The sequence below is a fragment of the Parerythrobacter lutipelagi genome (assembly GCF_005434975.1).
In the GTDB taxonomy this organism is placed as follows: domain Bacteria; phylum Pseudomonadota; class Alphaproteobacteria; order Sphingomonadales; family Sphingomonadaceae; genus Parerythrobacter_A; species Parerythrobacter_A lutipelagi.
In genome coordinates this window covers 845,489-870,795 of sequence record NZ_SKCJ01000001.1, presented here as the reverse complement: position 1 = coordinate 870,795, position 25,307 = coordinate 845,489, and the positions used below count along the sequence as shown (strand labels likewise).

The window sequence follows — 25,307 nt, the reverse complement described above, 5'->3', positions numbered from 1 at the left end:
AGCAATTGGTTCACGAAATGCAAAGCCTGTCGGCGAGATGGCCAATAAAAAGGGCCGGGCGGAATTTCCGCCCGGCCCCAAGTAAATCTGGCCGGTTCAAGGGAGAGGAGAGATCCGGCTCAGAAACTGTTGATCAGGTTCAGGCCGCTTTGCGGACCTTTTCCATGGCAACCGAAGCGCGGTTCGAAATCGGTGCGAAAGTGTCGTTGGCCAGCTTGACCCACATTTCGGTGGTCTTCGAAACCTGTGCGACAGTCGCGTCGAAGTTGCGGGTCGCGATCTTGCCCTGCAGCTGGACGAATTCGGTCGGCGACTTGACTGCGGCCATTTCCTTGACGTCTGCGGTCACGACTTCAGCAACGGTCTTCACATCGGCGAACTGCGTCTTGGCAATTTCCTGAACGCCGTTGGCGTAGATTTTGGCCGATGCGACGACCGCTTCGGCGTTGCCCTTGGTGAACTCGCCCATGTCGGTCACGAGCTCGGCACCCTTGCCGTAAAATGTCTTGGCGCGGGTCTGCATGTCGGCGAGACCTTCTTTCAGCTTGGCGGTCATGTCGGCAGTCTGGGTTTTGGCTTTGGTCATGATGGTTTCCTTCGTGGAATTTTTAGTGGTCTTCGCCGCAGCCTTTGCAGCGGTCTTGCGGGGAGCGGCCTTCTTGGCCGAAGTTTTCTTGGCGACAGCCTTCTTGGCAGTCTTCTTTGCAGCTGCCTTCTTCTTGGCGACGGCTTTCTTAGGAGCAGCTGCCTTCTTGGCGGCAGGTTTCTTCTTGGCAGGTGCCGCCTTTGGCGCGGGCTTGTCGGCTTCGACAGCTTCAGCGACCTTGGCGACGCTCACGTCCCCCTTGGCTTCCGTCTTTGCTTCGACCTTCTTTGCTGCCGCTTCAGCATAGGCTTTCTCAGCTGCTGCATCGATCTTGCTTTCGGGTTTCGTAGCCATGGTAGTCAATCCTGTGCGTTGCGCGGGCTATCCCGCTGTGTTGCACTGCACAAAATAGTTATTGCGACTGCGAAGTCAAGTGTTTTTTGTGCACTGCACAAAAGTCACTAAAAGGATTAAATTTCAGCGTGTTTTGACGTATCGCCCAGGTGCGTCCTCTATCACGGTGTCGCCTTTCGAGCCCGGTTTCCGCTTGCCTTTGGCTGGAACCTTTACGTTGTCCTGCGATCCGAGCCATTCCAGCCAATGCGGCCACCAACTGCCGGGATGCTCCTCCGCGCCATCGACAAAGTCACTCAGCGAAGCGGCCGAGCTGTCGCCAGTCCAATACTGGTATTTGTTGGCCGAGGGCGGGTTGACCACCCCGGCGATATGCCCCGATCCGGCCAGCACGAAGGTGATATCGCCTTTGAAATGGTCGGTAATGCGCCAGACGCTTTCCGCCGGAGCGATATGATCCTCGCGTCCGGCCTGGACATAGCTAGGGGTCGTTACCAGCGTCAGGTCGATCGGTGTGCCATCTGCGGTCAGTGCGCCGGATTGAACCAGCTTGTTGTCGCGATAGAGGTCACGCAAATAGTCGTTGTGCCACTTGGCAGGCAAGTTTGTGACATCGCCGTTCCAGTGCAGCAGGTCGAAGGCAGGATAGTCTTCGCCCAGCAGGTAGTTGTTGACCACATAGTTCCAGATCAGGTCCTTGCCGCGTAGCGAGTTGAAGGCTGCGGCCAGATACCTGCCATCGAGATAGCCGTCTGGCGTCAGCTTGGAAATCATGTCGATCTGCTTGTCGTCGATGAAGTGGAGCAGTTCGCCTGCCTTCTCGAAGTCGACCTGAGCGGTAAAGAATGTTGCGCTCTTGACCTTGTCCGCTTCGCCGCGCTTGGCGAGCACTGCCAGCGTGGCGGCCAGCGTTGTGCCGGACACGCAATAGCCGATAGTGTGGACATGCGGGACGCCGAGCCGATCGCGGATCTGGTCGATCGCGTCCATTTGGGCGCGAATATAATCGTCCCACACGATCTCGCTCATGCTTGCGTCAGCCGATTTCCAGCTTGCAACAAAAACAGTGATCCCCTGATCGACCGCCCATTTTATGAAGCTCTTCTTCGGGGTGAGGTCGAGGATGTAGAAGCGGTTGATCCATGGCGGGAAGATGATGAGCGGCGTCTCATACACCTCTTCGGTCGACGGGCTGTACTGGATCAGCTGATAGAGCGGTGTCTCGTGAACCACCTTCCCCGGAGTCGCGGCCAGGTTCTCACCCAGCGTGAATGCATCGGCATCGGTGTGGGTCAACTGGCCGCGCTTGAGGTCGCTGATCAGGTGGCCGAGGCCTTTGACCAGATTCTGTCCGCCACTCTCGATAGTCCGCTTCAGCACCACCGGGTTGGTGGCGATGAAATTGTCCGGGCTCATGGCATCGACCAGTGCCTGCGTGGCAAACTTCAGCTCTGCCTTCTTGTCGTCAGCTACGCCTTCGACATCCTTTGCTGCGCGCATGAAATACTCTGCCATCATCAGATAGGTCTGGTGTAGCAGCGCATAGGCCGGGTGGCTCTGCCACGCCGGGTCGCTGAAGCGCCGGTCTTTGCGCGGGAGTTCCGGCTGGGCTGTCTTTTCGCCGGAAACCTGCCCCATTACAGAACCAAGCACGCCCTGCCAAAGTTCGATGCTTTCAGACACCAGCTTCTGAGCCGGTGCGAAATCAACCGGTGCAGACCGCGCCCAGCCTTGCGTCATAAGCATCCATTGCGCCGGGTCGAGCGGATTGGCGGCCGTTTCACCGCCAAGTTTTTCCGCCATGAATTCGCCCCACATGCGCTGCATCTGCTCGGCGGCCTTGGCCCACCCGCCGACATCAGCTTGCCCAGCCTTGGCCGGGCCTTGCGGAGCGAACTGACCAAACATTTCGCGCATCGCTTCACCCTGCATGTCGAAAAATGCCCCGAATGGGTCCTGACGGTCGGTCATCGCGATGCTCCGTTGTGTGCGAATGGCAAAATGTGCAGTAGCCTGTGCAGTAGCGAAAAGCACTTCCCACTGCGACGGGTAATCGCTTAGGATTCGTATGCGCGACCGTTTTGGGCCGCAATGGAGGATCGAGCCGACCCGATGAATACCGATTTCTACCGCATGAAGCGTCTGCCGCCCTATGTGATCGCTGAAGTGAATTCGATGCGGCATGCGGCGCGGCGGGCGGGCAAGGACATTATCGATCTGGGTATGGGGAACCCGGACAATCCGCCCCCTCAGCATGTGATCGACAAGCTGTGCGAGGTTGCGCAGAAGCCCGATGCGCACGGTTATTCCCAATCGAAAGGCATTCCGGGCCTGCGCAAGGCAAAGGCCAATTACTATTTGCGGCGGTTCGGGGTCGAACTTGACCCTGAAAGCGAGATTGTCGTGACGATGGGCTCGAAAGAGGGTTTGGCGAGCCTCGCCAACGCCATCACTGCCCCCGGTGATGTAATTCTTGCCCCCAATCCCTCCTATCCGATCCATACGTTTGGATTCATTATTGCCGGCGCGACGATCAGAGCCGTTCCGACCACGCCTGACGAGGAATATTGGCGTGCGCTGGACAATGCGATGGCGTTTACCGTCCCGCGGCCCAGCGTTCTGGTGGTGAATTACCCGTCGAACCCGACCGCCGAAGTGGTCGACTTGGCATTCTACGAGCGGCTGGTCGCCTGGGCGAAGGAAAACGAGGTCTGGGTTCTGTCCGATCTCGCTTATTCCGAGCTCTACTACGATGGCAAGCCGACCCCATCGATCATGCAGGTCGAGGGCGCCAAAGACGTGGCCGTCGAATTCACCTCTCTTTCGAAAACCTATTCCATGGCTGGCTGGCGCATGGGATTCGCGGTTGGCAACAGGCAATTGATTGCGGCGATGACCCGGGTGAAATCCTATCTCGATTACGGGGCTTTCACGCCGATCCAGGCTGCAGCTTGCGCTGCGTTGAATGGACCGCAGGATGTCGTGGAAGAAAACCGGCTGCGCTATCACAAGCGGCGTGATGTTATGGTCGAATCCTTTGCCAGGTCCGGATGGGATATCCCGCCACCGCCGGCCAGCATGTTCGCCTGGGCACCGCTGCCACCAGCGCTCAAGGACATGGGCAGCCTTGAATTTTCGAAACAATTGCTGACGCACGCCGATGTTGCGGTGGCCCCTGGCGTTGGATACGGCGAAGAAGGTGAAGGCTTCGTGCGCATTGCGATGGTCGAGAATGAGCAGAGGTTGCGGCAGGCGGCGCGCAACATAAAACGCTACTTCGCATCGCTCGGCATAAACAGTTCAGCTGCCTGAGCCTGCTGTCAGAACTTAATGGCTATTGATGCGTTTGCCTAAGCGCGGGCCATGGTTTACATGGGCTTGCTTGAAAAAGGAGGCACGAATGGTGGCGGTAGCTTCGCCCAAGCTGACCCCGCGACAGAGCGCAGTGATGGAAGCGATCGATCGGCGACAACCGATCAAGGTGATCGCGGCCGATCTTGGCGTGTCCGAAAGCCGGGTCAATCAGCACATCAAGGCTCTGAAAGAGATCTATGGCGCCGCCAGCTTGCCCGATTTGGTCGAATTGCACCGCACTGGCCAAAAAAAATTTGGCGAGCAACCTTCTGAAAATAAACAAGACAACCCCTGCAGAAAACCTGCATACATAAATTCTCGAGTGCCGGAAGAGCCGGAAGCCGACCAGAAGCAATCCCGGGTCGACCCTGGCGAGATCGTCCTTTCCGATGCGCATCACGTCCTCATCGATGTGCCTTGGTCAGGATCCCGGGAGCCAGCGGTTGTCCCATTGGCGCTCGATGGCGAAAACGCTGTCCTGTACCGGCTTGCCGTGATGATCGGGATTGCCTTCGGCACTATTGCCCTGGTTGTTCTGGTCATCACGGCCTCTTTAAGCCTGAGTGCAGCGATGGACGGAAACGAAATCACGAGCATGGCACAGGGCGCAGAGACCGGCTGACATGAGTCGAGACCGGATTTCTGCGGATGCAGATGGATCGGTAAAATCATGGCCACAGTTAGACGCGAAGACATTCTCCACATCCGCAAATTGATGCGCGAAGCAGAAGCGGTTTCGGATGAAGCAATGGTCGCATTCTCGAAGTTGAAGACTGCCATGCTTTTGGCACGACAGAACCCCGAGCTGCCGGTCGACGTGGGGCAGCGCGCGTTGATGCGCGTTTCCCAGATCGAGCAGCAAGCCATGGGAATGTCGACCAATCTCCTTCGCGTTCATGATGAACTTAGTAAGATTGCACGCGAATTCGCCGGTGGCGACGGCGGTGATACGACAAACATCTCGCCTTCCGCACTTGGAATGGTAGTGCCCTCCGAGGAAAAAGAACCAGCCTAGGAGGGTGAGCGCTGACATTCTGGGAGATATGGAACGACTATCGATTGGTAGGATACTTCGCAGCTATTCTTGTCCTCGTCCTGGCGGCGCAGCGCTACGGCGGGGGGCCTGAAAGGTGGATGGCATGGACGCTTTTGGCGATGACGCTGTCGAGCAAGGCCTACCTATCGATCTTTGGCCGCTACGCTCAACTGATGGAAGTCGACCCAGGGTTGCTTCTGATAGAGGTCATAGTCGTGGCAACAATGGTTGCAGTCGCCCTTCGGGCCAACCGGATGTACACTTTATGGATGGCAGGATTTCAGATCATAGCGCTGCTGGCCCATTTCGCCAGGGAGCTCGCGGATCAGATATCTCCGATCGCGTATGTGATAATGTACGTGGGGCCATCCTATTTGCAGATCATCACGCTGGGATCGGGCATCTGGCTCCATCACAAGCGAGTGCAGCGCCACGGCAGTTACAGGTCATGGCGCAGCTCCTCGCCCCGTTCGCAGGCGATGCCTCCGACGAGCTAGCTGCGCGGCTTCGCAAGAATTTCGGTAGCTTGCGTCGGGCGCTGGATGCGCCTCGCGAAACGCTGCTCGACGCTGCTGGGCCATTTTCCAAGACATGCGAACTGCTACTCGCCGCGCGCGAGTTGTTCGATGTTGCCAGCCGCGAGGACATGTTGAGCCGCCGGGTCGACATTTCCGATCCAGCGCTCGCCAAATTCATCCGCGACAGGATCGGCTTTTGTGACGAAGAGCGGCTGCTGGTCATTTTCAGCGGAGCTGGCCAGAGTTACCTGCTGGATGAAGAGATGGGCCTCGGCGGACCGGACACGGTGCGGCTGACATCGGCTAAATTGTTCAGGCGAGCACTTACTGTCGGGGCGCAAGGCATCATGCTGGCGCACAATCATCCATCGGGCATTTGCACGCCAAGCGAACCTGACAAGCTGGCGACACGCGAGCTGGCCGACCTAGCGGCGAAATTGCAGATTGACCTGATCGATCATCTGATTGTGACCCGATCGAAAATATACAGCATGCGGGCTGGTGGCCATTTCAACTGAGGTCGGACCCGATGGACCGGTCGTCAGACCACCAACAAAATTTCCCTTCCATGCCCCGGCAGATCCAGGCCGGCCCGGTCTTGCTCGACCTGTTTCATCGAGACGCCCAGATAGAGGAAGACTGGTTGCGTCTGCATCCACGTGAATTCGAAGTCCTGTGGTATCTCGCTGAACGGCCTCGCCAGCGCCATTCCCGGCTGGAGCTTCTGCGCGATGTTTGGCGCTTGCGGCATGATCCCGAAACCAACCGGGTTGCTGTTACAATCGCCCGAGTTCGTCGCAAGCTCGCGCGATTCAAACTGGACTCTCTCATCGCAACCGATCTCAAACGCGGAGCCTACTTTCTCGACTGCGACGCGCATGCTGTCGCTGCAGGCTGAATGAGAAGCGCTGGACATGGGCCAGGCAATCAGCAACGATAGCGCCGCAGAACAAAGGCGAGCGAGAGAATGAAGTTCGAGACAAACGATCGCGTGTCGATCGAATTGGGTGAAGACGGTGTGGCACAGGTTCGCTTGATCCGGTCGGACAAGATGAACGCGCTTGATCCGGACATGTTCGAATGGATCATCCGGGCGGGGCGCGCACTACACGAGATGTCGGGTCTGCGCGCGGTCGTTCTGTCAGGCGAAGGCAAGTCATTCTGCGCCGGCCTCGATACCGCAAGCTTTGGACGCCCGCCGAAGCCGGATGAGCCGCAGCTGACCGAGCGCACATACGGCAATTCGAACAAGTTCCAGCAGGTCGCAACGCAGTGGCGCAAATTGCCGGTTCCTGTGGTTGCCGCGCTGCACGGGGTGTGTTTTGGCGGCGGGCTACAGATAGCCAGCGGCGCAGACATTCGGGTGGCGCACCCTCAAACACGGATGGCGATCATGGAGCTCAAATGGGGCCTCGTGCCCGATATGGGCGGTTACGCCTTGTGGCGCGGGCTGGTGCGCGACGACATCCTGCGTGAGCTGGTCTATACGAACCGCGAATTCAGCGGATTGGAAGCGCAGGAATATGGCCTTGCGACCTTTGTCCACGATGACCCGTTGTCGGAGGCAACCGCAATTGCAACTCAGATCGCCAACCGCAACCCGCATGCAATTCGCGGGGCCAAGCGATTGGCCAACAAAATGGCGGACGGGAAAACGGACGAGCTGCTGATGGAAGAAAGCATCGAGCAACACGGTATCATGCGGACCAAGAACCAGATCGAAGCGGTCATGGCAGGAATGGCTAAACGCCGGCCGAAATTCGAAGACGTCTGAACCGCGCTGCCTAGCCGAAGATCGCAACCGATTGCAGGCCCGATAGCATTTGACGACCGTCGCTATTCCATAATCGCAGCCGTTCGCTCGAATAGCCCAGATCCGCCCATTCGCTGGCCGTTTCGGCTAGCCACCAACCCTCGTTCGTATCCGGCGCAGGATCGAGCAAATTGAACGACCAGTTGATTGAACTGATCGGGCCCTGACGCTGCATCGCGCGCATGGCACCGGGCGGCAATGTGTCACCAAGCAGGATCATTTCCGAGACCGGATCGAGACCGGATCTGTCGATCAACCGTAGCCATCGGCGAACCACCGGCTGGCCGGGGCCTCTCTCGTCCTGTGCCCGGCGCAATTCGAAATTCTCGCGCAGGAAAGACGGCCCTTTGCCCACCGCAACGGGCTCCGCATCCTGCGCCTTGCCGGGCCAGTCATCGATCTCGCTCGCTGGGTGCGCCGCATTGGGTTCGCGTTCCGTGCCAAACAGCCAGAACGCGGTGAGAGCAACAGTGCCACCTGACCGGATTTCGCTCCGCACTTGTGCGACGTTGCGGCCTTGCCGGACGATTTCAGCCGAGAGTTCGATCTCCGAGCCAACCGGTGCGACAAACCCGATTTGCGCTGCGCGCAAGGGCGGTAGCTCGGGGAAAGCGCGCAGGGCAGCTGTGTAAGCGATAAAGGCTGAAGCGCCGCCATACAGCGTGCGCCCCTGCATCCAGTTTTCGGCCTCCGGAAGCATGGTCCGGCCCAGTCGGGCTTCGATGGGTTCAATCAATTGGCGCGCGCTCATTGCATAGCCATACTACTCTGGCCGTGCTTGGCCAGATTGCCGTTACGTAAAGCGCCAGTAAGCGATTGCCTTGCTGCGCACGACTCGCTAGAGCGCCGCTTCCCGCGAAAAAGGCGGGACGAGGCCCGATGGCGGAGTGGTTACGCAGAGGACTGCAAATCCTTGCACGCCGGTTCGATTCCGGCTCGGGCCTCCACTTCTCGCTTTTGCGAGCATGCCGCTTTAGCTCAGTTGGTAGAGCACATCATTCGTAATGATGGGGTCAGCAGTTCGAGTCTGCTAAGCGGCACCACCCAGTCCTTCAGTTTCCCGCTGGCACCATTCTCCAAGTGAAACTCGCAATGTACTGCCGACATTACGGTGGGTTAGCGGGACGTGTGTCTGGTGGACCGCGAGCTGAGACCAATCTGGCGCGGGGCATTGACTTCGAACAGGCCGATTGTCTCAAGGGCCCAGAATCGTGGCACCAGTTGCAGATGCTGTTTGGGTAGGGTTGTTCTCAGGAAAACCTGAGAAAGGCGCGCTGGCCTGCCCAGTCGAGCGGTAATGCCGATGCCCGCAGCAACCGGCGCCCTGCCAGCCCGACCGGTTGGCGTCCCTCGACAATCGCCGTTGTGATGTCCGGCGCGAGCCATCCGATCCTGAGAAGCTGCCAGAGGTGGCGCTTGCTGTAGTGGGCAACGGTGGGTTCCTCGTTTCCTTCCACGATCATTCGCTGCGCAGCACGGGACTGGGCAAGGAGCTTGAGAAGAACCGGGTCGGGACTATTGCTGGCCGCGTTTGCATCGGGTGGCAGTTGCAGCTTCTTCTCGGCGCCATGCGAGACCAGTCTGACCGGCAGGGCTGTCTGGATTGTGCCCTCTCGATTGTGAAGAACCAGCGTCTCGTTGGTCAGTTCAAACTGCAGGTCGTGTTCGAGGAGGATGGCGCGCTGTTCAACCGTTGACATGGTCTTGAAGTCTGTCGCCAGCTCCCGCCTTGCAGCAATCTGGTCGACACCACCTTCACTGTTGGATCGCAGCCACTGCGCTGTCAGGCGCACGGCTGCCTTCTCGAGTTCTCCCGCTGGCACGCTCCATGGTGTGCCCCTTGTCTCACCGGGAACATAGCGTGTCACATAGTAGCGGTAGCGCCGTTTTTGTCTCGTCGTATGGCTTGGCGACATCGGACGGCCATCGGGATCGCTCATGATACCGGTCAGCAGGCTTGGTGTTCTGGCGCACTTGCCAAGGCGCCGATCACGTGTGTTCTGCTTCAGGATGGACTGTACCTGCTCGAACTGCTCGATCGGGATAATCGCTTCGTGCTGTCCATCGTAGACCGCGTTATTGTGTCTGACCTGGCCGCTATAGATCGGGTTCTTGAGCATGAGTGCGAGCATGCCCCTGGTGAACGGGCATCCACCGACTGTCTTGCCGCTCTTGTATTGGCGCAGCTTGGTTCTTGCCCCCTTCGCGTCCAGCGCATCGACGACCTGCTGTACCGAGCGAAGCGCACAATAGGAATCAAAGATGAAGCGGATCGTCTCTGCTTCTGCAGGTTCGATGTGCAGCATGCGGTCTTCGAGCCGGTACCCGAGTGGCACGGGACCACCCATCCACATGCCCTTCTTCTTGGACGCCGCGACCTTGTCGCGGATGCGTTCGCTGGTGACCTCGCGTTCGAACTGCGCGAAGGACAAGAGGACATTGAGCGTGAGCCTGCCCATAGAGTTGGTGGTATTGAAGGCTTGGGTCACGCTGACGAACGAAGCCTCGTGCTGGTCGAGGATCTCGACGATCTTGGCAAAGTCAGCAAGGCTGCGGGTCAGCCGATCGACCTTGTAGACCACGATGATATCGACCTTGCCTGCCTTGACGTCGGCCAGCAATTGTTTGAGCGCCGGACGCTCCATGGTTCCCCCTGACCAGCCGCCGTCATCATAGTGCTCGGCAACCTTCTCCCAGCGCTCGGCTGCCTGGCTCAGGATATAGGCGGCACAGGCTTCCTTCTGTGCATCCAGGCTGTTGAAGTCCTGGTCGAGCCCGTCCTCGGTCGACTTGCGCGTATAGATCGCACAGCGCTTCTTCTCAGCCATCTGCGGCCGCTCCCTGAGCAGAGCGCGAGCGCAGACCAAAGAAGCGCGGGCCTGACCAGTGAGTACCGGTTATCGCTCGAGCGATCTGTGACAGGCTCTCGTAGCGACGGCCATCATGTTCGAAGCCTTCGTCGAGCACCAGCACATGGTAAGTCTTGCCATGCCACTCGCGCACCAACCGTGTGCCCGGCTTGATGGAGATGGTTCGATCCGATGTGACAGATCCGGTTCGCTCGAGCAGCGAACAGGCCCGATCGATTGCCTTGCTTGTTGAAGTCGGAAGCCCGCCATGCACGCGCGCCTGGATATGCCAGGACAGGCCCCGACGCAGAAGTGCTGGTCCGACCTCAGGGGCAGGCCTCCTGAATTGTTCCCGCCATGCCGCCCGTAGCTGCGCAGGCGACATGGCTTCAAGCTCATCGATGTTCAGGCGCGGCACGGTTCTGCCTCGCCTGACACCTTGTATGCGGTCTCGCCATTGGCTCGCTCTTCCTTGGCCAAGGCAATGCCCTGCTTACGAACTCCACTCAGGAAGGCGCGGCAACTATGCGGCTGCCACGAAGTGGCCTGCTCGATCTCGCCCAGAGTTGCGCCTTTCGCACGGCGCAGCAAGCGATTGACGGTGGCTGACTTGGTCTTGCGGGCAGCCGTCTTCTGTTTGGTCATCATGGGTCTCCTGTGCGGGCCGGAGCATCCGGCCTTGCACTGACCCAAGCCGCTGAACCTCCTGGCTCACGCGGCGCTTACGTAGCGGACAGCAATGCTCAGGTTGTGCCAACAGTCCAGCCGGAACGTCAGCCTTGCGCCCAATTTCTGACATCGAATCCCGCGAGCACACTTCGGTATGCGGAGATAGCAACTTCAATCCATGGCGGAGCGCCAGTTACCGAAGGTCGTGACACCATTTAACGCGCCCCCTTCTGAACCAAAAATGCGATCTGCAATCTTTCTTGCGCCACACAGAGGGGTGCAGGCTTGCAGAGCCATCTTTATGGCGGTTTACGTGCCAACAAGGCCGTTCATCGGCAAGAAGGTTCATATGAAGTGTGCAGCCACAGCCGCAAGGGCACAGCATAGCCGCCTGTTCTTCGAAGCCATCTTCTGAAACGATGTAAAGAGTACGTGGCTTCAGCTTCGCCGGGAGCATCTCCTCAACTTCGGCGGTTTTGTATCTTGGTAGTAGCGTCTCGACGAAGGGGCGCCACAGATGGATTATGTAGCTAAACACACTCCTCATTTTTTGCTCCTCTGCGCGAGTTCGATTAAGCGCAACAAGGGCGTGACGTCGCCGGCACCGACATGCGGACTCAGAAGCTGGCAGACGCCTTCCTCTGGGTCATAGAACAACTCCATACTGGCCAAGCTGAAGACCACTTCCGAATACTCGGAGTTTCCATCTTCACGGAACGGATGCAACCTAGCCAAAAACTCGTTCACGACGAGTGAAGAACCGAGCATGTTGACACTGATCACCGCTGGGCGATTTCCCTGCCCGCCCCGGATATAGCCTTCTTTGACTTGCCGCTCGTGCGCAGCCGGATCATTTCGGGCAAGCCCAGCGGCTGCGACATCCTCCATGGTAAACAGCCCTCTACTCATCAAGCTGGACCGACCGGGCCGGATGTAATTCACCGTTCCGCAAACCTCCCGAATGCGGCCCTTCCTTTCGCCATCGGGATCGGCGACCAGACGGATGCCCACGTCGAAGTAGGGAATGTTGTAATAGGTCGCGATCGAGTTGAGCAGATAGCGTCCATCAACGCTGTCCACGCACCCGAAAACCACGTCGCACTGCGCGACAACTCGGACGACATCAGGATCCCAAAGGTTCTTCTTTATAGGGATAACATTTGTGCCGAGTCCGGTGCGTCTCACTGCGTCAGCGAGTACATCGACTTTGGGGCGCTCATCTTTTGCATCAACCATGGTCGAATTTATGATGCGGTTGACGTTCCGCTCTTCCATATGATCGTCGTCAACCGAGATAATCTCGCCGAAGCCAAGGCGCACAAGCTGCTCGACGGTAGGACTACCTGTCCCGGAAGCACCAATCACGGCTGCGGAAAGTCGCTGCAGGCGCTCAATCGTTCCTTCATCGAAGGCTTGGGCGTGCGAAGCTGTGAAGTCGGGAATGGTGGCGCTACCGGCGTCCGCATACCAATAATGCAGATCATCACCTGCTACGCTGATGCAGTCGATCGGGATAAACTCCTCGCCGATGAGCACACGCCCAAACATCTGGCCATCGGGTAGCATGACGGCGCTTCCGTGGATGAGGTTGCCTTCGACCCAGCCCCTGATCATTGGCAGTAGCTGCCAATCCGACCGATCGTCGCGCTCAGAGAATGCGCCGTAGCCGTTGGGGTGGGAATGGACCTTGATGACCGAGAGACCCTCATCTGCCGCGCGCTCAAGAATATGGTCGATCATGTCGGGCGACCACTTCACAATGGATGGCGTGCGAATCTCGCAATCCTCGTAAGGGATGTCGTGGACTTCTCGTGCGGTGAGGCGCATTCGCCTATCACCGTCCCGCCTACCACACAGAATAAACGAGACAGCCTCATTTCCATCGCCAGGATAGAGAAGCTTGTGAAGGTGGCCATGCTGGTCGCCCGTGAGCGCAAGGTTTACCGGGGCGGGCATTTTTGGAACTCCCGCGCAAACCAATCTTCAATAAGGAAGATATGCGTGCCTATCCCGTCTTGACCGATCTTCCAAGGATTCTGCTGGGTGCGGTGGCGAGACCAACGCTGATATGATTTGCCGACAATACTCTGCTGAGCATTTGTGGCACCAATGGTTTGCCCGTCCTTCCGAGCCAGCGGGGGAAAAACGTATACCATGTCTAGCGCTGTATTGGGGTAGCCGGTTCCGAGCCGAATCGCGATCGAAACAGTGTCGTGGTTGTACCCTTCATGCTGGGACGGGAACTGATGCACCAACACCCAATGCGATCCATCGATCACGGTCTCCCATGGAAGACCGTAGTCTTCGAGAAACTGACGGTCTTCCGGTAGGAGTTCAAAATCGCGACGAAACTCCATTTTTACCCCTCCGTTTGGTCGCGGGGCAACGCCTTGAACTTCTCGACCCCCGGCTTGCGCAGATCGACCGTATCGTCGAGGTCGACCTTACGGGGGCGGTCACCTGCCTGCTTGACGCGGAGCGTGTAGTCTTCGGGCGGAGTGAGCCCAGCGATCTTTAGGATCTCTCGTCCGGTCGGCTCGGCATTTTCAACGGTGAACTTCTCGCCGTTGACGCGGATACGATACGCCTTTGCAAGGGGAGGGGGTTCGCCCCGCTTCGCGAATTCCTCGATGTCGATTACCTCGTCCAGAATTGTCTTGTCGGTCATGTCAGTGTCTTTCTGCAGCTCTGTGCCATCGGCCAATCCGGCGGCCACAATCCCAACATTACATAGCGCGCTTGATATATCAAGCATCTTCTATGCGCGCTTGACAAGTCAAGCATTTCAGGGGGACAATAGCCCCTGAAACACAGGGGCTAACGAGAGGTGAGGTATCATGGCTGAAACGAAAGAAAGGGATGCAGGAGTATCTGAGCCAGAAGCTGCAGAAATATCACTCGGGAGATATCTTGCGTCGATTCGAAAGGATCGGAAGCTAAGCCTGCGCGCTGTTGAAGAGCGTTCTAAGAAACAGGTTTCAAACGCGTATCTGAGCCAGATCGAGAACGGACAAATCAAGCAACCATCGCCCAACACTCTAAATGCCTTGGCAGAGCTATACGAGATCAGTTTGGAGAAACTGATGATCAAAGCAGGCTACATCACACCATCTTCGAAGCGGAGAAGCGGAGAGCGCCATGGACGCGTAGCAACTTTTGCCGAACACAACCTGACCGCCGAGGAAGAGCAAGAGCTGATGGATTATCTTGAATTTATGCGAAGTCGAAAGAAGTAGATTTGCCGAAACCTGACGATAGCAGTCTGAAACCTGATGAGCTGCGTGCCGTTGAAGAGCGGGCGCGGCTTCTTCTTGATCGCGCTGACGCTTGGGACAGATTTCCAATTCCGATTGATGACTTACTTGGCGCGGCAAAGGTTACCGTCGCTCCACACAGCATGTTCGATCCGGCGCAAATCTTGGCATACCTCAAGGGAAAGGCAGAAACTGCCGCACACAACGTCAAAACGGCTCTTTCCAAGATTCGCGGTATCTACGATGCTTCCGACAGTCTTATTCACATCGATGACTCGGTCGTTCAATCGAAGCAAACCTTTTTAAAGCTTCATGAGACGGGCCATCACGATCTTCCGTGGCACAAAAAGATGTTCCGGATTTTCCAAGATTGTGACCAAACACTTGCTCCTGACATCGCCGATCAGTTTGAGCGCGAGGCCAACAATTTTGCGCGGTTCGCTTTGTTCAAGGGAGACAGATACCAACAGATGGCTGCTGACCTGACTTTCGAACTTAAGACGCCGATGGAGCTTGCCAAGATATTCGGGGCGTCCCTTTATTCATCTGTCCGTGAATTCGCACGTACGAATGCCCGCGCTTGCGTGGTCTATGTGTTGGAGCAACCTGAATTCGTGCAGGGAGTTGGTTTTCGGGCTGAGGTCAGGCGGATTGAAGCATCGCCGCGCTTCCAGGCTGAGTTCGGCAACCCGCAAGAAAGCGCAATCACGCCCGATCATACAATCGGCACGCTGGTGCCGATTGGTCGGAAAATGACGCGGCCAACAACGCTCACGCTTACCGACCTCAACGGTGACCAACATGAATGTGTCGGCGAAGCTTTCGATACGACCTACAATATTCTAGTGCTTGTATATCCTATCAAAGCGCTCGGTGGAACAACTATACTACTCAACTAACCGAAGTGCGTGAATCCAGCTTTTGAGAAGCTACCTGAGAAAATACTACGACCCAGATTAGAATGACTTCAGTCGGGGCTGCGCATAGCTCCGCCTGTGGGTGACAGGGCCCGATATTACCGGAATTCATGCATAAAATTGTTAGCTCATTTGTTGATCGCCAGGGGGTAGCGGCTAGCATTCAGTATTTTTTTATGGAGGGAAAGAGCGCAGCAACGGCAGCAACAGCTGCACCAGCGAGGATTAACAGACCCGCTCCTGTCGAATACTTTTCAGATGCGATTAAGGCAGTAATTGCCGCAATAGCCGTACCCACTGTTAAGAGCACCCATTTCGCCCCGCCGAGTAGAACGTTTCTCTGCAGGACTACCGGAATGGTAATTTCTCTGGGTCGCACACCGGCTGGTCCTGACAGGACAATATTACAGCGACTCACACGTTGGAGCAGCGAATGGTCGGAACTGCAAACGAAGCGCTTAACGTCGTAGCGTGAGTCGATCGTATTCTCTGTGGAACTGATGAATCTGAGGTCATCACCGAACGGAAGAACCTGCAGCGCAATGTCAGTTACCGGAATTGATGAGCTGCTTGAGAAATGGCGGAGAGCATAGACCTCAAACTCGTAATCACACCCACTAGATAGTTCGTAAGCGCCAAAGGAAGCCCGCGCTATCTTTTCAGGTCTTGGCCAAGTGCCAAACCAGCTCATTGCAGGCTTTTTGGCAACTCGAAATAGCGTATAATAGACCGTCTCGTCGCTATTGAATGGAGCATACTGGCTCAGGCGAGCCGCGATTGTCTCAAAAGCGCGAAGGTTGAGGTCCTTCGAAGTTCTTGGCTGGGACAACTCCGCTTGAAACGCGTATTTCGTGCCATTCTTCGAAGCAACACCTGGAAGGCTCGACTGATCACCGGACACGGTTTTCGATCGGACATCTGAATCCGATAAGCAGGCTGCAAACTGTCCTACTTCGAAGACGATTATACAGGAGGATCCAATCTTCTCCGCCCGTATAATCCTCACATATCGCAAAGGAACAATAACCGGCGTTACTTTGTTTGGCGCATTCGGAGGGCTTTGATACAAAAAGCAGACCAATCCCCACTCGCCTGCCAAGCCTTCGCGGTCGATACGCCCCCAAAGCTCATCACTCATCCACTGCTGATCATATCGAAACTGCATCTGACCGCCCAAGGGCTGAGCCATGACGCGTATGATATCATCAGAGTAGCGTGGTCGGTTCAATGGCGCCGAGGAAAGTAGTATGATCAAAAACTGTGCCCCTGTATCTATCTTACAAAATGCGGCGCATCCGGTTTCGCTTGCCACTTGAGATGTATCCACCCTGCAGGAATATAATGCGATTGCCCCTTGGCATCGAAGATTCGATGGCCGCCACTTGCGCTGACGTTGAGGCGGAGAGGGCTAACAATTCGAACCACTGTTCCAGACTCAAAGTGATACTCGCGCCATTCCTCGCTGGAAATGTCGGAGAAATTCAACGTACTCTCGTTGCGAAAATCGACTGGGAAAGTGCTAGACATGCTACTCCATGGGTGAAGGGAGTCCTTACCTACACTCGTAACTCAGCCGTGGGCAATTCCTGATGTGAGGTTCGCTTCGCGGCAGAAAGGACATAGACTTGCCAAACTCCTCGTTAGATTTTTCTTTACTTAAGGACCGGAATGATAGTCGAAGCAAAGGATAGAGAAGTACAAATCGCTGAACACGCGCCACCCGATTCTGGTACTAGGAGTGACTTCCAAATCCGCGGCCTCACTTTCAATGATGAAAAGATTGAGACAGTTCGACGGGTTCTTAATGATAGTCGCGGTCGCACTCATGCTAGCCAAATCCTTTGTCGAGAATTCTCCTACCGGCAGCAGAATGGGAAGCTGAAAGAGACGGCTATGCGCGACGTTTTGCGCAGGCTCGAAGAACGTGGCCTTGTTGAGCTACCTCCTCCATTAGTTCCTTTAGAGAAACGCAAGGCTTTCGCTTCTTCGGGAACCGTGAAAGTTGATCAAACGAAGATCACGCCTCCTGTCTATGATTTGAGGGTTCATAAGGTCGGTGATCCAATTGAGGCGCAACTTTGGAACGGCCTTGTAGAAGAGTTTCATTATCTTGGGCGGAAACCTCTCGTCGGCAGAAACTTGAGACAGTTGGTGTTCTTCGGCAATCGCCCGATTGCGTGTCTAGCTTGGGCGGATCCCTGCCTTCGCATTCAACCGCGTGACGAATATCTGGCGACTAACGATATCGGCGGTTCCTTTCACGAGGCAGGCGTCAACAACACTCGCTTTCTCATTCTTCCCTGGGTTCGGGTGCCAAATTTGGCTTCGCGGGTCCTTTCTCTCGCCACCAAGCATGCGATGAGTCATTGGAGGAAGCATTATCGCGTAGAACTGAGATGGGCAGAGACATTCGTCGATCCGACGCTCTTTAGAGGCACTTGCTACCTGGCTTCAAATTGGAGGGTCGTAGGTGTGACGAAGGGTACTGCGCGATCGGGAAGGTCTGACCGCCGACAAAATCATGGGCGTAAGAAGCTCATCTTGGTGCGCCAATTCCCATCTAGGCGAAAGCGAATTTAGCCCCGTGTAACCGCGGTTATATGCGTGATGCTGTAATCGGGTAGTTAGCCGAAGGGCGGCTTAACGCGAAAATCGTCAGGAAGCGGGCGTTCTGATGACGCCCAGACCTGCTCGATCCACTTAACATAAAATTAGTTGTCGTTACCCAGTTGAGGCGTTCGGACCGGCTCGTCAGTCAATGTCGTGCTGACGAGGGTCGGTAACTCAGCGACTGAGATCACATATTCAGTCTTTGAGGCCCTTGCCTCGAAGACCCGAACATTTGCAAATGCGGATTTGGCTGTTGCGATCAGCCTTTCCCGCAATTGGACCGCCATTTCTTCGCCCAATATGAGTTCGACCACGCCAGAATCTGGGCAACGAATTGATGGCTCCTGGCTGTCTTCATACGTGTCTTCTGTATCATGAATTAGCAGCCTCGCTTCCTGCTCAGCCACCCAATCACGGCTCTTGGTGGCGAAAGCCGCAGCCCAGATCGCTTCCATGGTCGCCCACGACTCTCCGATGACTTCTTCTTCAGGCATCATCGATTTGTGAAAGTTATATTGATCTAGCGCGAGAGCATAAAGGAATGCATCCACGATCGGCCGATCGTCCTGATAATCGACCTTTATGAACCTTTGAGCGCGCCCTTCTCCTATCAGGGCTTCTTCCTTGCAGCCGACACAAAACCCGGTCATGCCGCAAGCTGATCGTGTCCACATCACAGGATTGTCTGGGCGCAGACAAAAGCTCGAATAGAATGTCTTCGAGATGAGATTGGGGAAGCTCGGCTGGTATTCCTCGATTTCTTCGAAGTACTCCTGGTGGGGTTCGGCTTCCTCCGGATCATCAAAGCCCCAGGCTGAAAGAGCAGCCGTGAACCGTTCCTCTTCCTGTTTTTTCGGTGCGCCGTCGATGATGACGGGCGCAAAATCGAAGGGGTCGCAAGTCGTGCTGCTATGCACAAATTTGATTTCAGCCGAACGTAGGAGTTCCAGACTCTCTGGGCTGGAAGGCAGATATTTGTAGATCATTGGTCAATCAGCTCGGCATGTGGCTTCGAACTGACCAAGTCTGATCATCAGGATCCTGTTGAACCACCCCTTCTGCCTCGAGCATCGCCAATAGCGTTCTCGAGACATGTCCTTCATGGCGTTTGTGACCGGCATAGATCCCTAGCGAGCGACCTATGGCTGCATTCGACATGCCGCTATGCGCCTTTTCAAGCAGGGAAAGAACCGCTGCCTTTAGCTCCGCAATCGCTAACTGAGCTTGCCGGTACTCTACGCCATTATTCATTCTGGTATCCTCTGTTTCATGCGCCAATGGTTGATGGCCGCCAATCGTCGAACTCTGGCGGGAGCAAGGCATAGATTTCATTCTTGTCCATTGATTGAAGGTCGTAATTCATCTGGAGCTGCTTCGCGATTTTCGTAGCGAGACGCCTTGCACTTCCTGGTGTGGCCTTCCCGAGAGCATTTCGTTTCATCGTTCCGGTTGTCGGATCGATGTACATTTCTACCGCTGCCTTCATCAGCCCTTTCGAAGCGAGGAAGTCGCGATCCTGAGTGTAGAGTTGCTCCATGGCATCTGAGTGCGCATGCGCAGGCCGCGAGAGGAAGAACTTCGCCACCTCTTCACCAAAAGCACGCCGCAGCCAGAACGACATAAAGGCCAGATGACGGTAGTACCGAAACTTCTGATACTCGCCGGGAATGTAGCGGTAGGCGCTCCACAGTTTCGAACGTCCCCCCTTTTTCTGTCGTTCGAGCAGCTGTCGCAGATATATCGCTGAAACCCATGCCCAGAGCCCGGCGTTGGAATGCTGCACCACAGACAGATCCGAAGGCAGGACTTGAGATAGATAATCGCCCATATGGAATCGATCCTTGAACTGGATCTTGGGGTCGATTTCCTCGCCGCCCGGCACAGGTATTGTCATTTCGGGATCGTTGGCGATGGCATCCACCTCCAAGAAGAATGGTTCGGCGACAAGCGCAGGCTTGCGCGGCTCAACCTTTTCGCGTTCCGCATCAATCAGCGCCCTGAATGCCTTAATGCCTTGGCCGTTGAATTGGCGTAGCTCCATGTCAGATCAGCTCCTCAAGTAGGGTATTCCCATTCCGCCATTTTCTGTCGGCGAAGGCCGACACAATCTTTTCAACGAGTTCCAAGCGCTCTTCATTGCCCGCCTCTAGCTCGGCATCGTCACCGCGCAGAGGGAACTCGAGAATCTGCTCGACGAAATTGAGCCATTCATCCGCAGCGGATTGCTCTTCGATCACTTCGAGGTCATCGTTTCTGAGCAATATGCCGCCAATGACCGCCCGCAGGATTTCCGGAAACAGATGGGCCGCAAAATAGGGCTTGTCCTTCGACTTTTCGAAATATGAGCGGTTAAGGGAAATCACCGGTGCATCAGGCGCAGGCCAGGTCACCGCCCAGATTCTCGATCCAAGGCTATCCGAAAGCTCTGGATGGAAGAACCCACTTGTAACGAAGGATCCTTCATTGGGCCCCAACCCAGTTTTCAGCTTGAATGGCGAGGTCGCTGCCAACAGGACGCCCCGGGTTTCCTCTTCGTTGGAGACTAGCTTGAGGCGAAACTCCAATATCGCATTATCGGGACATTCCTCGATCACGAACTCTTCGGCTGCCCCACCTTCAGGCAGCTCGAGCCGTTGCGTGTTGCCGAGGAAGAGAACATCGAGGACGAGCAGCCGCTTAATTGAGGGGTCGACGCGAGATTCCTTGAGAATCTCAGCTTGATCCCATTGGACCCTCAGATTGACCGTGTTTGGTGTGCGGCTGACCTGCTCTACAATAAACAGCTCGGGCTTCTGCTTGATGCGTTTGCGGTTGGTGTAATTCCACTTGTCGACGAAGGTTGTACGAACTGCCATCGATCAGCCCCCCACCTTGAGATCGGTCTTGATCAGGAGATCGCGATGCTTGTCGAAGCCGCTCGCGACCACTTCGAAGTCCGGAGCGAGCACTTCGATTTCGAGTTTGTTCCCTGAGCGCACGTTTATCTTCGCCGCATCGGGAGGTGAGGCCTCTACCTCTATTGAGTCGGCGAAGTCGAAGTCGATCGAGGAATAGTCCTTGAAAGACCGCGCATTCCCACCGACCGACAGGTAGGCAGCTTCGAGCTTGATCGTGAGAGGGAAGGCAATGTCTTCTTCCTTCATGAGTTCATCCATTTCCTTAGCGGGTACGATCGAGAACCCCGTCTTTGCCTGTTCCCTGTCCACTCTCACCAGCTCGACCGAACGTTCGGGTTTGGGCGGGGTGGGTTTATCGGTCTTCTTGCCCTTGTTCTTGGTCCCGCTGTTTGCTGGATCGCTCGACGGTTTGCTGATCGAGAAGATATCCGCTGCAAAATTCTCCAGCTTGTCCTTCTCCTCGTCTTCACCCACGAGGATGCGATAGAGCTCCCTTGCCGCATCCATTGCAAAGCGAAGGGGCCAATCCGATTTGAACTTCTTGTGTTCATTCAGCTTGCCGAGGAGCCATTTCGTATGAGCTGGTCCTTCGGCTAGACCGAGATAATCAGACATTTCCCGGTCCTCGACGATCACGAAGCAACTCCCGAAACGCCCGGTTATGTTGTCCCTCTGCTCGGAGATAATGATCCCATTGCGTATGAACTGGCTGATACCGCTCCGACCGCTCTCCGCCGCTGCCTGAAGGAACACTTCGAAGATGCCGGTAACGGGCTGACCATCAATTGGCACCAACTCTACACTGAACTGGGCGCCAACCATTTCCCCCTTCTCGAAGTTGGATTTGATGAGATTGAGATTGTCGACGGTGAAGCAGGAAGCCTTCAGCGTTGCTCGCTTGTTCCTCTCCTCCTCTCCGTCGACAACTGGCTGAATACCCAGAAAATAGTTTGGGTGCCCTTCCTTCATCGCCATCACATGGCGTGCACGTTCGATTATACGCGTCAGCTTCTCCGCCTTTGCCTTGTCCTTCAAGGCAGCGATTGAATCATCGAGCGTATCGGCTGAAACATGCGTTTCCTGACCAGAGGCTGCATCACGGATTGATACAGTGAGGTTGCCTCGGAGAACGGGCCAGTAGTAGTCCTCGAGCACCGCTTCCAGCATCGAGTCATGCTCAATGCTAGAATGCACGGCTGGTATAAGTACCGAGAGACCATAGTCATTCCGGTCTAGTCCGAAGGTATCGGAGAACGATCCGATCGTCTCCCTGTCTTCGAGGGGTAGGAATTTCTCGCCACCATCTGCTGTCTCTCCGAATCGGCCGTAACCGAGGTAACTGCAGCCATCCATCTGGTGGAATGGGAGGTTTGAGAAGCCGATCATGAATGATCGATTGTCATCATGGCGTTTGGTGATCGCCCAGAACGTGGACATGCCAGAGACCCGCGTCAGTGTCGTCTTGCCGACGCCGTGGTTTCCCAGCGTGCCCTTGCCCTTTCCAGTAATCCCCTCATTCCACCAGAACCCGACGAAGTTGCTGCCCGACAGTGCCTTGTTCTTGTCGGTTGAACCCGTAAGTCCCTTCGTTCCGTAATCCTCGACCGCGAGGCAACGAACAAGCTTTCCTTCGTGGTCTTCTGCGTATCGACCGAGATCGCTGCAGTTGGTGTGGTCGTTAAGATTGAGACCATCATCCTGGGTTGAGGCGAAAGGTTCGATCTCCTCCCACGCATGCTCTGACAGCGAAAACCTCACATGCACCGGTCCATCAGCATCTGCTCTCGCCGCATCGAGCGAGTTCTGAATTGCCTCTCGAACGACCGAGGTCGCTGCATTCTGCGCGCTGAAGAATTCGTCCAGCTTCGATTTCCGATTGCTGTCGAAAGGACCGGATTTCGGAAAGACCCACATAAATCAGTTCCACCTCTTAGAGTTTGAATTCGCCACGAGCTTGCGAGCCGCTCTCGACGAAGCGCTTCTTGGATGAATCCAGCGCCTCCTGAAGCGCGCGGAACATCTTTCTTATGTCGCCTTCGGTGTACTCGTACGCGTTCCGGTTACAAAGATTGCCGATCAGTTGAATATCTTTGAGTGCCTTGTTCACTCTGTTTTCTGCCAATCGTACAAATTTCTCACGCTTTTCCGACATGATTCGCCTCCAGTGACCCAAAAAGATCATATTTTCATCAGAAACGCAACACATATGGTGAAAGTTTGCCAAATGTGTGGGATATGGATGCAGGGATGGAATTCGCAGCTGAGCGTGCAGATGATAACAGTGATCTGAAATAGCTCAGGAAAAGACGAAGTTGGGCTCTGTGCTTTCCTGCGAAACTACGCCGTTTTCACCAGCCTCGAGTACAGCATGGAGCAGCAAGGCAATTTGCCGCGCCAAATAGGGCGGTACCGCATTGCCAACCTGAACGTACTGTTGAGTGCGATTGCCGAGGAACAGATAATCATCTGGAAATGTCTGCAGCCGAGCGGCCTCACGAACCGTAAGGCTCCGACATTGCGTTGGGTCAGGGTGGATAAAGTAGTGACCGTCCTTTGAGATATGGCTGGTGACCGTTGTTGCCGGCTCATTTTGAATCTGCACCCTGAAGCGATCGGCGAACTTTCCAGACTCCCAGTTCTCATGGTCAGGGGCCAGCTGAGCCGGGAACTCACTCGCCTTTGGGCTCCTTTCATGAGCCTTCCCAAAAGCTGAAACGAAGAGATAGCGGGCGAGATCGCTTTCCATGTGCCCACGTGTCTGATGCTGAGCAAGGCCACGCAGCTCATCGTTTTCCAACCATTGCATGAGCGGCCCATTCGACTTGCCATAGTCCTTCGGAAGGCGGCGGCTTGCCCGAAGTTTCGGAGCATCGACTTTCAAAGCGGCCAGTACCTTTTCGACCTCTTTGACCAGCTGGCTGTCTTGGCGCTCCAGGGCCAATCCATACAGTAGATCAGCAGCTTTCCGGACTGCTTCTGCCCACGCCTCTTCATCGTCCAGCCGTTGCGGGCTGAGACCACTCCTCAGTGCAGGCAGACTACCGATCGCTTCGTGCACACTGGCCCTTGCATGTGAGGGCAAGGGGATCGAGATATTTGCCGCTTGGGGCGCTCTATTTGCCCGAACTCCGACAATGATGACCCGGTGTCGCCTCTGAGGCACCCCGAAATTCTCAGTCCGCACGATGAAGTCGCGCGGATCCGTCACCTCGCTAAGGCTTATACTGTCATCATCGATCGTAATGGCTCGTAGCTCGTACAATGACTCACCTTCGTGCCCCAGCGATTCAAGGTCTTCCATAAGCATCTCGAAAACGCGCTGGTTCTGTACCATCGAGGAGAGCATGCCTTTGACGTTCTCCATAACGAAGATCGCGGGCCTCAATTTGTCGAGGACGCGGATATACTCTCGAAACAGAAAGTGTCGTCCGTCCTGCTCGGGAACGTAATCCTTTTTCCCGCGGGAACGGGCTCGCCCGACCAGCGAGTATGCCTGACACGGTGGTCCGCCAATCAGGATTGTCTCATCGTGTCCTTGGCCGATGCGCGCGATTGCGCAATCGATCTCTTTTGCAGCGCTTTCCGTTCCAAGCTCGAGCAATCGAGCTTCGGCATTCGCATGCTGCCACGCTTCGATGTCGACCTGCTCCCAATCAGGCTCGTCTCGCTCCCCAGCATGGAAGCCGATATATTCCTCGGGCAGATGCCCGTGTCGTTGGCGATATTCACGCACGAAGGCGCGAAGCCGAAGTGTCTTCTGTGCCGACTCTTCCTTTTCGACGGAGATCCCGATCCTGAATGGGTGGTATGCATCGACCTCAAGCGCGGCGAACCCCTCACCGAGACCGCCAGGCCCAGCAAACAGATCGATCACGCCATAGATTGCAGGCAAGTGCGGCTCCTCGGAAAATGCGCTACGGTAAGTACATACCAGGTTCTCGGGGCAAGGGCAGCCATAACGTGGTTGATGTAGTGGACAAGCAGACCCGCTCTCGGATGATGTCGGGGATACGAGGCAAGAACACGAAGCCAGAGCTCCGTCTGCGGAGAGCGCTCCATGCTGAAGGTTTCAGATTCATCCTGCACGACAGGAGGTTGCCGGGACGACCGGATATCGTCCTCCCCCGATGGAAAGCCGTGATCGAAGTCCATGGTTGCTTCTGGCACCGACATGATGCCTGTCGCTATGCGACAACGCCCGCAACGCGTCCTGAGTTCTGGGCAGATAAGTTCGCTGCAAATGTCGCGCGTGACCAAGCGAATCTCGCAAGGTTGCAGGATGCGGGCTGGAGAACTGCAGTTGTCTGGGAGTGCCAGATTCGGGGAAAGAACATTGACGAGCTGGTCAATGAGCTTGGCAACTGGATCAGGTCCGACAGTCTCGAATTTGGCGTCAAATAAGCACTGTCGATTGCGCCCACAGTGGACATGCTGTCAGGTCTCCAACGGT

At 55.9% G+C, this 25,307-nt stretch carries 29 protein-coding genes and 2 tRNA genes; 13 read left to right on the top strand and 18 right to left on the bottom strand.

Annotated elements, in window-relative coordinates:
* Positions 1–139 precede the first annotated feature (139 nt).
* Together E0502_RS04285 and E0502_RS04280 are read right to left on the bottom strand one after the other, a co-directional pair.
* On the bottom strand, positions 140–940 hold the full coding sequence (locus E0502_RS04285; RefSeq protein WP_137676697.1) for a phasin family protein: 801 nt from the start codon (positions 938–940) through the stop codon (positions 140–142).
* A 123-nt stretch (positions 941–1,063) separates the two neighbouring features.
* Positions 1,064–2,911, bottom strand: coding sequence for a PHA/PHB synthase family protein (locus tag E0502_RS04280; protein WP_137676696.1), 1,848 nt, complete (start codon positions 2,909–2,911; stop codon positions 1,064–1,066).
* A 141-nt stretch (positions 2,912–3,052) separates the two neighbouring features.
* Here E0502_RS04280 and E0502_RS04275 point away from each other — a divergent pair, with 141 nt between their 5' ends.
* The 7 genes from E0502_RS04275 (at position 3,053) to E0502_RS04255 (ending at position 7,622) form a co-directional block, all read left to right on the top strand.
* Positions 3,053–4,252, top strand: a complete 1,200-nt coding sequence (locus E0502_RS04275; protein WP_137676695.1) for an LL-diaminopimelate aminotransferase — start codon at positions 3,053–3,055, stop codon at positions 4,250–4,252.
* Between the two features lie 28 nt (positions 4,253–4,280).
* A complete protein-coding gene (locus tag E0502_RS04270) occupies positions 4,281–4,916 on the top strand; it encodes a helix-turn-helix transcriptional regulator (RefSeq protein ID WP_420813467.1) in 636 nt (211 codons plus the stop codon).
* A 93-nt stretch (positions 4,917–5,009) separates the two neighbouring features.
* Positions 5,010–5,309: a hypothetical protein gene (locus tag E0502_RS04265; protein WP_240048856.1), complete on the top strand. Its 300-nt coding sequence runs from the start codon at positions 5,010–5,012 to the stop codon at positions 5,307–5,309.
* Positions 5,310–5,428: 119 nt separating this feature from the next.
* Positions 5,429–5,827: a hypothetical protein gene (locus E0502_RS15045; protein ID WP_161593701.1), complete on the top strand. Its 399-nt coding sequence runs from the start codon at positions 5,429–5,431 to the stop codon at positions 5,825–5,827.
* Positions 5,779–6,366 (top strand): JAB domain-containing protein, encoded by a 588-nt coding sequence (locus tag E0502_RS15040; protein ID WP_161593700.1) that lies wholly within the window; start codon positions 5,779–5,781, stop codon positions 6,364–6,366. The genes E0502_RS15045 and E0502_RS15040 overlap by 49 nt, the downstream gene beginning before the upstream one ends.
* A 50-nt stretch (positions 6,367–6,416) precedes the next feature.
* Positions 6,417–6,746, top strand: a complete 330-nt coding sequence (locus E0502_RS15265) for a winged helix-turn-helix domain-containing protein (protein WP_240048855.1) — start codon at positions 6,417–6,419, stop codon at positions 6,744–6,746.
* 69 nt (positions 6,747–6,815) lie between these two features.
* Positions 6,816–7,622: a crotonase/enoyl-CoA hydratase family protein gene (locus E0502_RS04255; RefSeq protein ID WP_240048854.1), complete on the top strand. Its 807-nt coding sequence runs from the start codon at positions 6,816–6,818 to the stop codon at positions 7,620–7,622.
* 10 nt (positions 7,623–7,632) lie between these two features.
* Here E0502_RS04255 and E0502_RS04250 read toward each other — a convergent pair whose 3' ends face one another.
* Entirely contained in the window at positions 7,633–8,412 is a 780-nt protein-coding gene (locus E0502_RS04250) for an acyl-CoA thioesterase (protein ID WP_137676691.1), read from the bottom strand.
* Between the two features lie 122 nt (positions 8,413–8,534).
* Here E0502_RS04250 and E0502_RS04245 point away from each other — a divergent pair.
* Both E0502_RS04245 and E0502_RS04240 read left to right on the top strand, forming a co-directional pair.
* Positions 8,535–8,608: transfer RNA gene (locus E0502_RS04245), tRNA-Cys, on the top strand.
* A gap of 20 nt (positions 8,609–8,628) precedes the next feature.
* A tRNA-Thr gene (locus E0502_RS04240) sits at positions 8,629–8,704 on the top strand.
* A 207-nt stretch (positions 8,705–8,911) separates the two neighbouring features.
* Here E0502_RS04240 and E0502_RS04235 read toward each other — a convergent pair.
* The 7 genes from E0502_RS04235 to E0502_RS04205 form a co-directional block, all read right to left on the bottom strand.
* Complete coding sequence (locus tag E0502_RS04235) at positions 8,912–10,489, bottom strand: recombinase family protein (RefSeq protein WP_137676690.1); 1,578 nt, start codon at positions 10,487–10,489, stop codon at positions 8,912–8,914.
* Positions 10,482–10,928, bottom strand: coding sequence for a DUF2924 domain-containing protein (locus E0502_RS04230; protein ID WP_240048853.1), 447 nt, complete (start codon positions 10,926–10,928; stop codon positions 10,482–10,484). The genes E0502_RS04235 and E0502_RS04230 overlap by 8 nt, the downstream gene beginning before the upstream one ends.
* Positions 10,916–11,155 (bottom strand): DUF3489 domain-containing protein, encoded by a 240-nt coding sequence (locus tag E0502_RS04225; RefSeq protein WP_161593699.1) that lies wholly within the window; start codon positions 11,153–11,155, stop codon positions 10,916–10,918. Before E0502_RS04225 ends, E0502_RS04230 begins: the two co-directional genes overlap by 13 nt.
* Before the next feature lie 217 nt (positions 11,156–11,372).
* Entirely contained in the window at positions 11,373–11,636 is a 264-nt protein-coding gene (locus E0502_RS15445) for a ubiquitination-like system serine protease family protein (RefSeq protein WP_476704103.1), read from the bottom strand.
* A gap of 86 nt (positions 11,637–11,722) precedes the next feature.
* Positions 11,723–13,135, bottom strand: a complete 1,413-nt coding sequence (locus tag E0502_RS04215; RefSeq protein ID WP_137676687.1) for a ThiF family adenylyltransferase — start codon at positions 13,133–13,135, stop codon at positions 11,723–11,725.
* A complete protein-coding gene (locus tag E0502_RS04210) occupies positions 13,120–13,536 on the bottom strand; it encodes an E2/UBC family protein (protein WP_137676686.1) in 417 nt (138 codons plus the stop codon). The genes E0502_RS04215 and E0502_RS04210 overlap by 16 nt, the downstream gene beginning before the upstream one ends.
* 2 nt (positions 13,537–13,538) lie before the next feature.
* A complete protein-coding gene (locus E0502_RS04205) occupies positions 13,539–13,895 on the bottom strand; it encodes a multiubiquitin domain-containing protein (RefSeq protein WP_204517917.1) in 357 nt (118 codons plus the stop codon).
* Between the two features lie 121 nt (positions 13,896–14,016).
* Between E0502_RS04205 and E0502_RS04200 the strand changes: the two genes are divergently transcribed.
* A complete protein-coding gene (locus E0502_RS04200) occupies positions 14,017–14,415 on the top strand; it encodes a helix-turn-helix domain-containing protein (RefSeq protein ID WP_137676685.1) in 399 nt (132 codons plus the stop codon).
* Positions 14,416–14,417: 2 nt separating this feature from the next.
* Positions 14,418–15,332, top strand: coding sequence for an ImmA/IrrE family metallo-endopeptidase (locus E0502_RS04195; protein ID WP_137676684.1), 915 nt, complete (start codon positions 14,418–14,420; stop codon positions 15,330–15,332).
* 181 nt (positions 15,333–15,513) lie between these two features.
* Here the strand turns inward: E0502_RS04195 and E0502_RS04190 are convergent, their stop codons facing one another.
* Positions 15,514–16,539: a hypothetical protein gene (locus E0502_RS04190; protein ID WP_204517916.1), complete on the bottom strand. Its 1,026-nt coding sequence runs from the start codon at positions 16,537–16,539 to the stop codon at positions 15,514–15,516.
* A gap of 479 nt (positions 16,540–17,018) precedes the next feature.
* Here E0502_RS04190 and E0502_RS04185 point away from each other — a divergent pair, with 479 nt between their 5' ends.
* Positions 17,019–17,930 carry a Druantia anti-phage system protein DruA gene (locus tag E0502_RS04185; protein ID WP_137676682.1) on the top strand — a complete coding sequence of 304 codons (912 nt, stop codon included), beginning with the start codon at positions 17,019–17,021 and terminating at the stop codon, positions 17,928–17,930.
* A gap of 131 nt (positions 17,931–18,061) precedes the next feature.
* Here the strand turns inward: E0502_RS04185 and E0502_RS04180 are convergent, their stop codons facing one another.
* The 7 genes from E0502_RS04180 to E0502_RS04150 all read right to left on the bottom strand — a co-directional run bounded on the left by E0502_RS04180 (position 18,062) and on the right by E0502_RS04150 (position 24,731).
* The gene (locus E0502_RS04180) at positions 18,062–18,946 is read right to left on the bottom strand and encodes a CAF1 family ribonuclease (protein ID WP_137676681.1); all 885 of its coding nucleotides are present in this window, start codon (positions 18,944–18,946) and stop codon (positions 18,062–18,064) included.
* Positions 18,947–18,953: 7 nt separating this feature from the next.
* The gene (locus E0502_RS04175; RefSeq protein ID WP_137676680.1) at positions 18,954–19,211 is read right to left on the bottom strand and encodes an IclR family transcriptional regulator; all 258 of its coding nucleotides are present in this window, start codon (positions 19,209–19,211) and stop codon (positions 18,954–18,956) included.
* 16 nt (positions 19,212–19,227) lie between these two features.
* Positions 19,228–20,001, bottom strand: coding sequence for a hypothetical protein (locus E0502_RS04170; protein ID WP_137676679.1), 774 nt, complete (start codon positions 19,999–20,001; stop codon positions 19,228–19,230).
* Between the two features lies 1 nt (position 20,002).
* Positions 20,003–20,815 carry a hypothetical protein gene (locus E0502_RS04165; protein WP_137676678.1) on the bottom strand — a complete coding sequence of 271 codons (813 nt, stop codon included), beginning with the start codon at positions 20,813–20,815 and terminating at the stop codon, positions 20,003–20,005.
* Positions 20,816–20,818: 3 nt separating this feature from the next.
* A complete protein-coding gene (locus E0502_RS04160) occupies positions 20,819–22,771 on the bottom strand; it encodes a hypothetical protein (RefSeq protein WP_137676677.1) in 1,953 nt (650 codons plus the stop codon).
* A gap of 16 nt (positions 22,772–22,787) precedes the next feature.
* A complete protein-coding gene (locus E0502_RS04155; RefSeq protein WP_137676676.1) occupies positions 22,788–23,009 on the bottom strand; it encodes a hypothetical protein in 222 nt (73 codons plus the stop codon).
* 144 nt (positions 23,010–23,153) lie between these two features.
* The gene (locus tag E0502_RS04150) at positions 23,154–24,731 is read right to left on the bottom strand and encodes a DNA cytosine methyltransferase (RefSeq protein WP_240048851.1); all 1,578 of its coding nucleotides are present in this window, start codon (positions 24,729–24,731) and stop codon (positions 23,154–23,156) included.
* On the opposite strand from E0502_RS04150, the gene E0502_RS04145 reads away from it, so the two are divergent.
* Positions 24,656–25,258, top strand: coding sequence for a very short patch repair endonuclease (locus E0502_RS04145; protein ID WP_338047308.1), 603 nt, complete (start codon positions 24,656–24,658; stop codon positions 25,256–25,258). The two genes, E0502_RS04150 and E0502_RS04145, sit on opposite strands and share 76 nt — an antisense overlap.
* Positions 25,259–25,307: the final 49 nt, after the last annotated feature.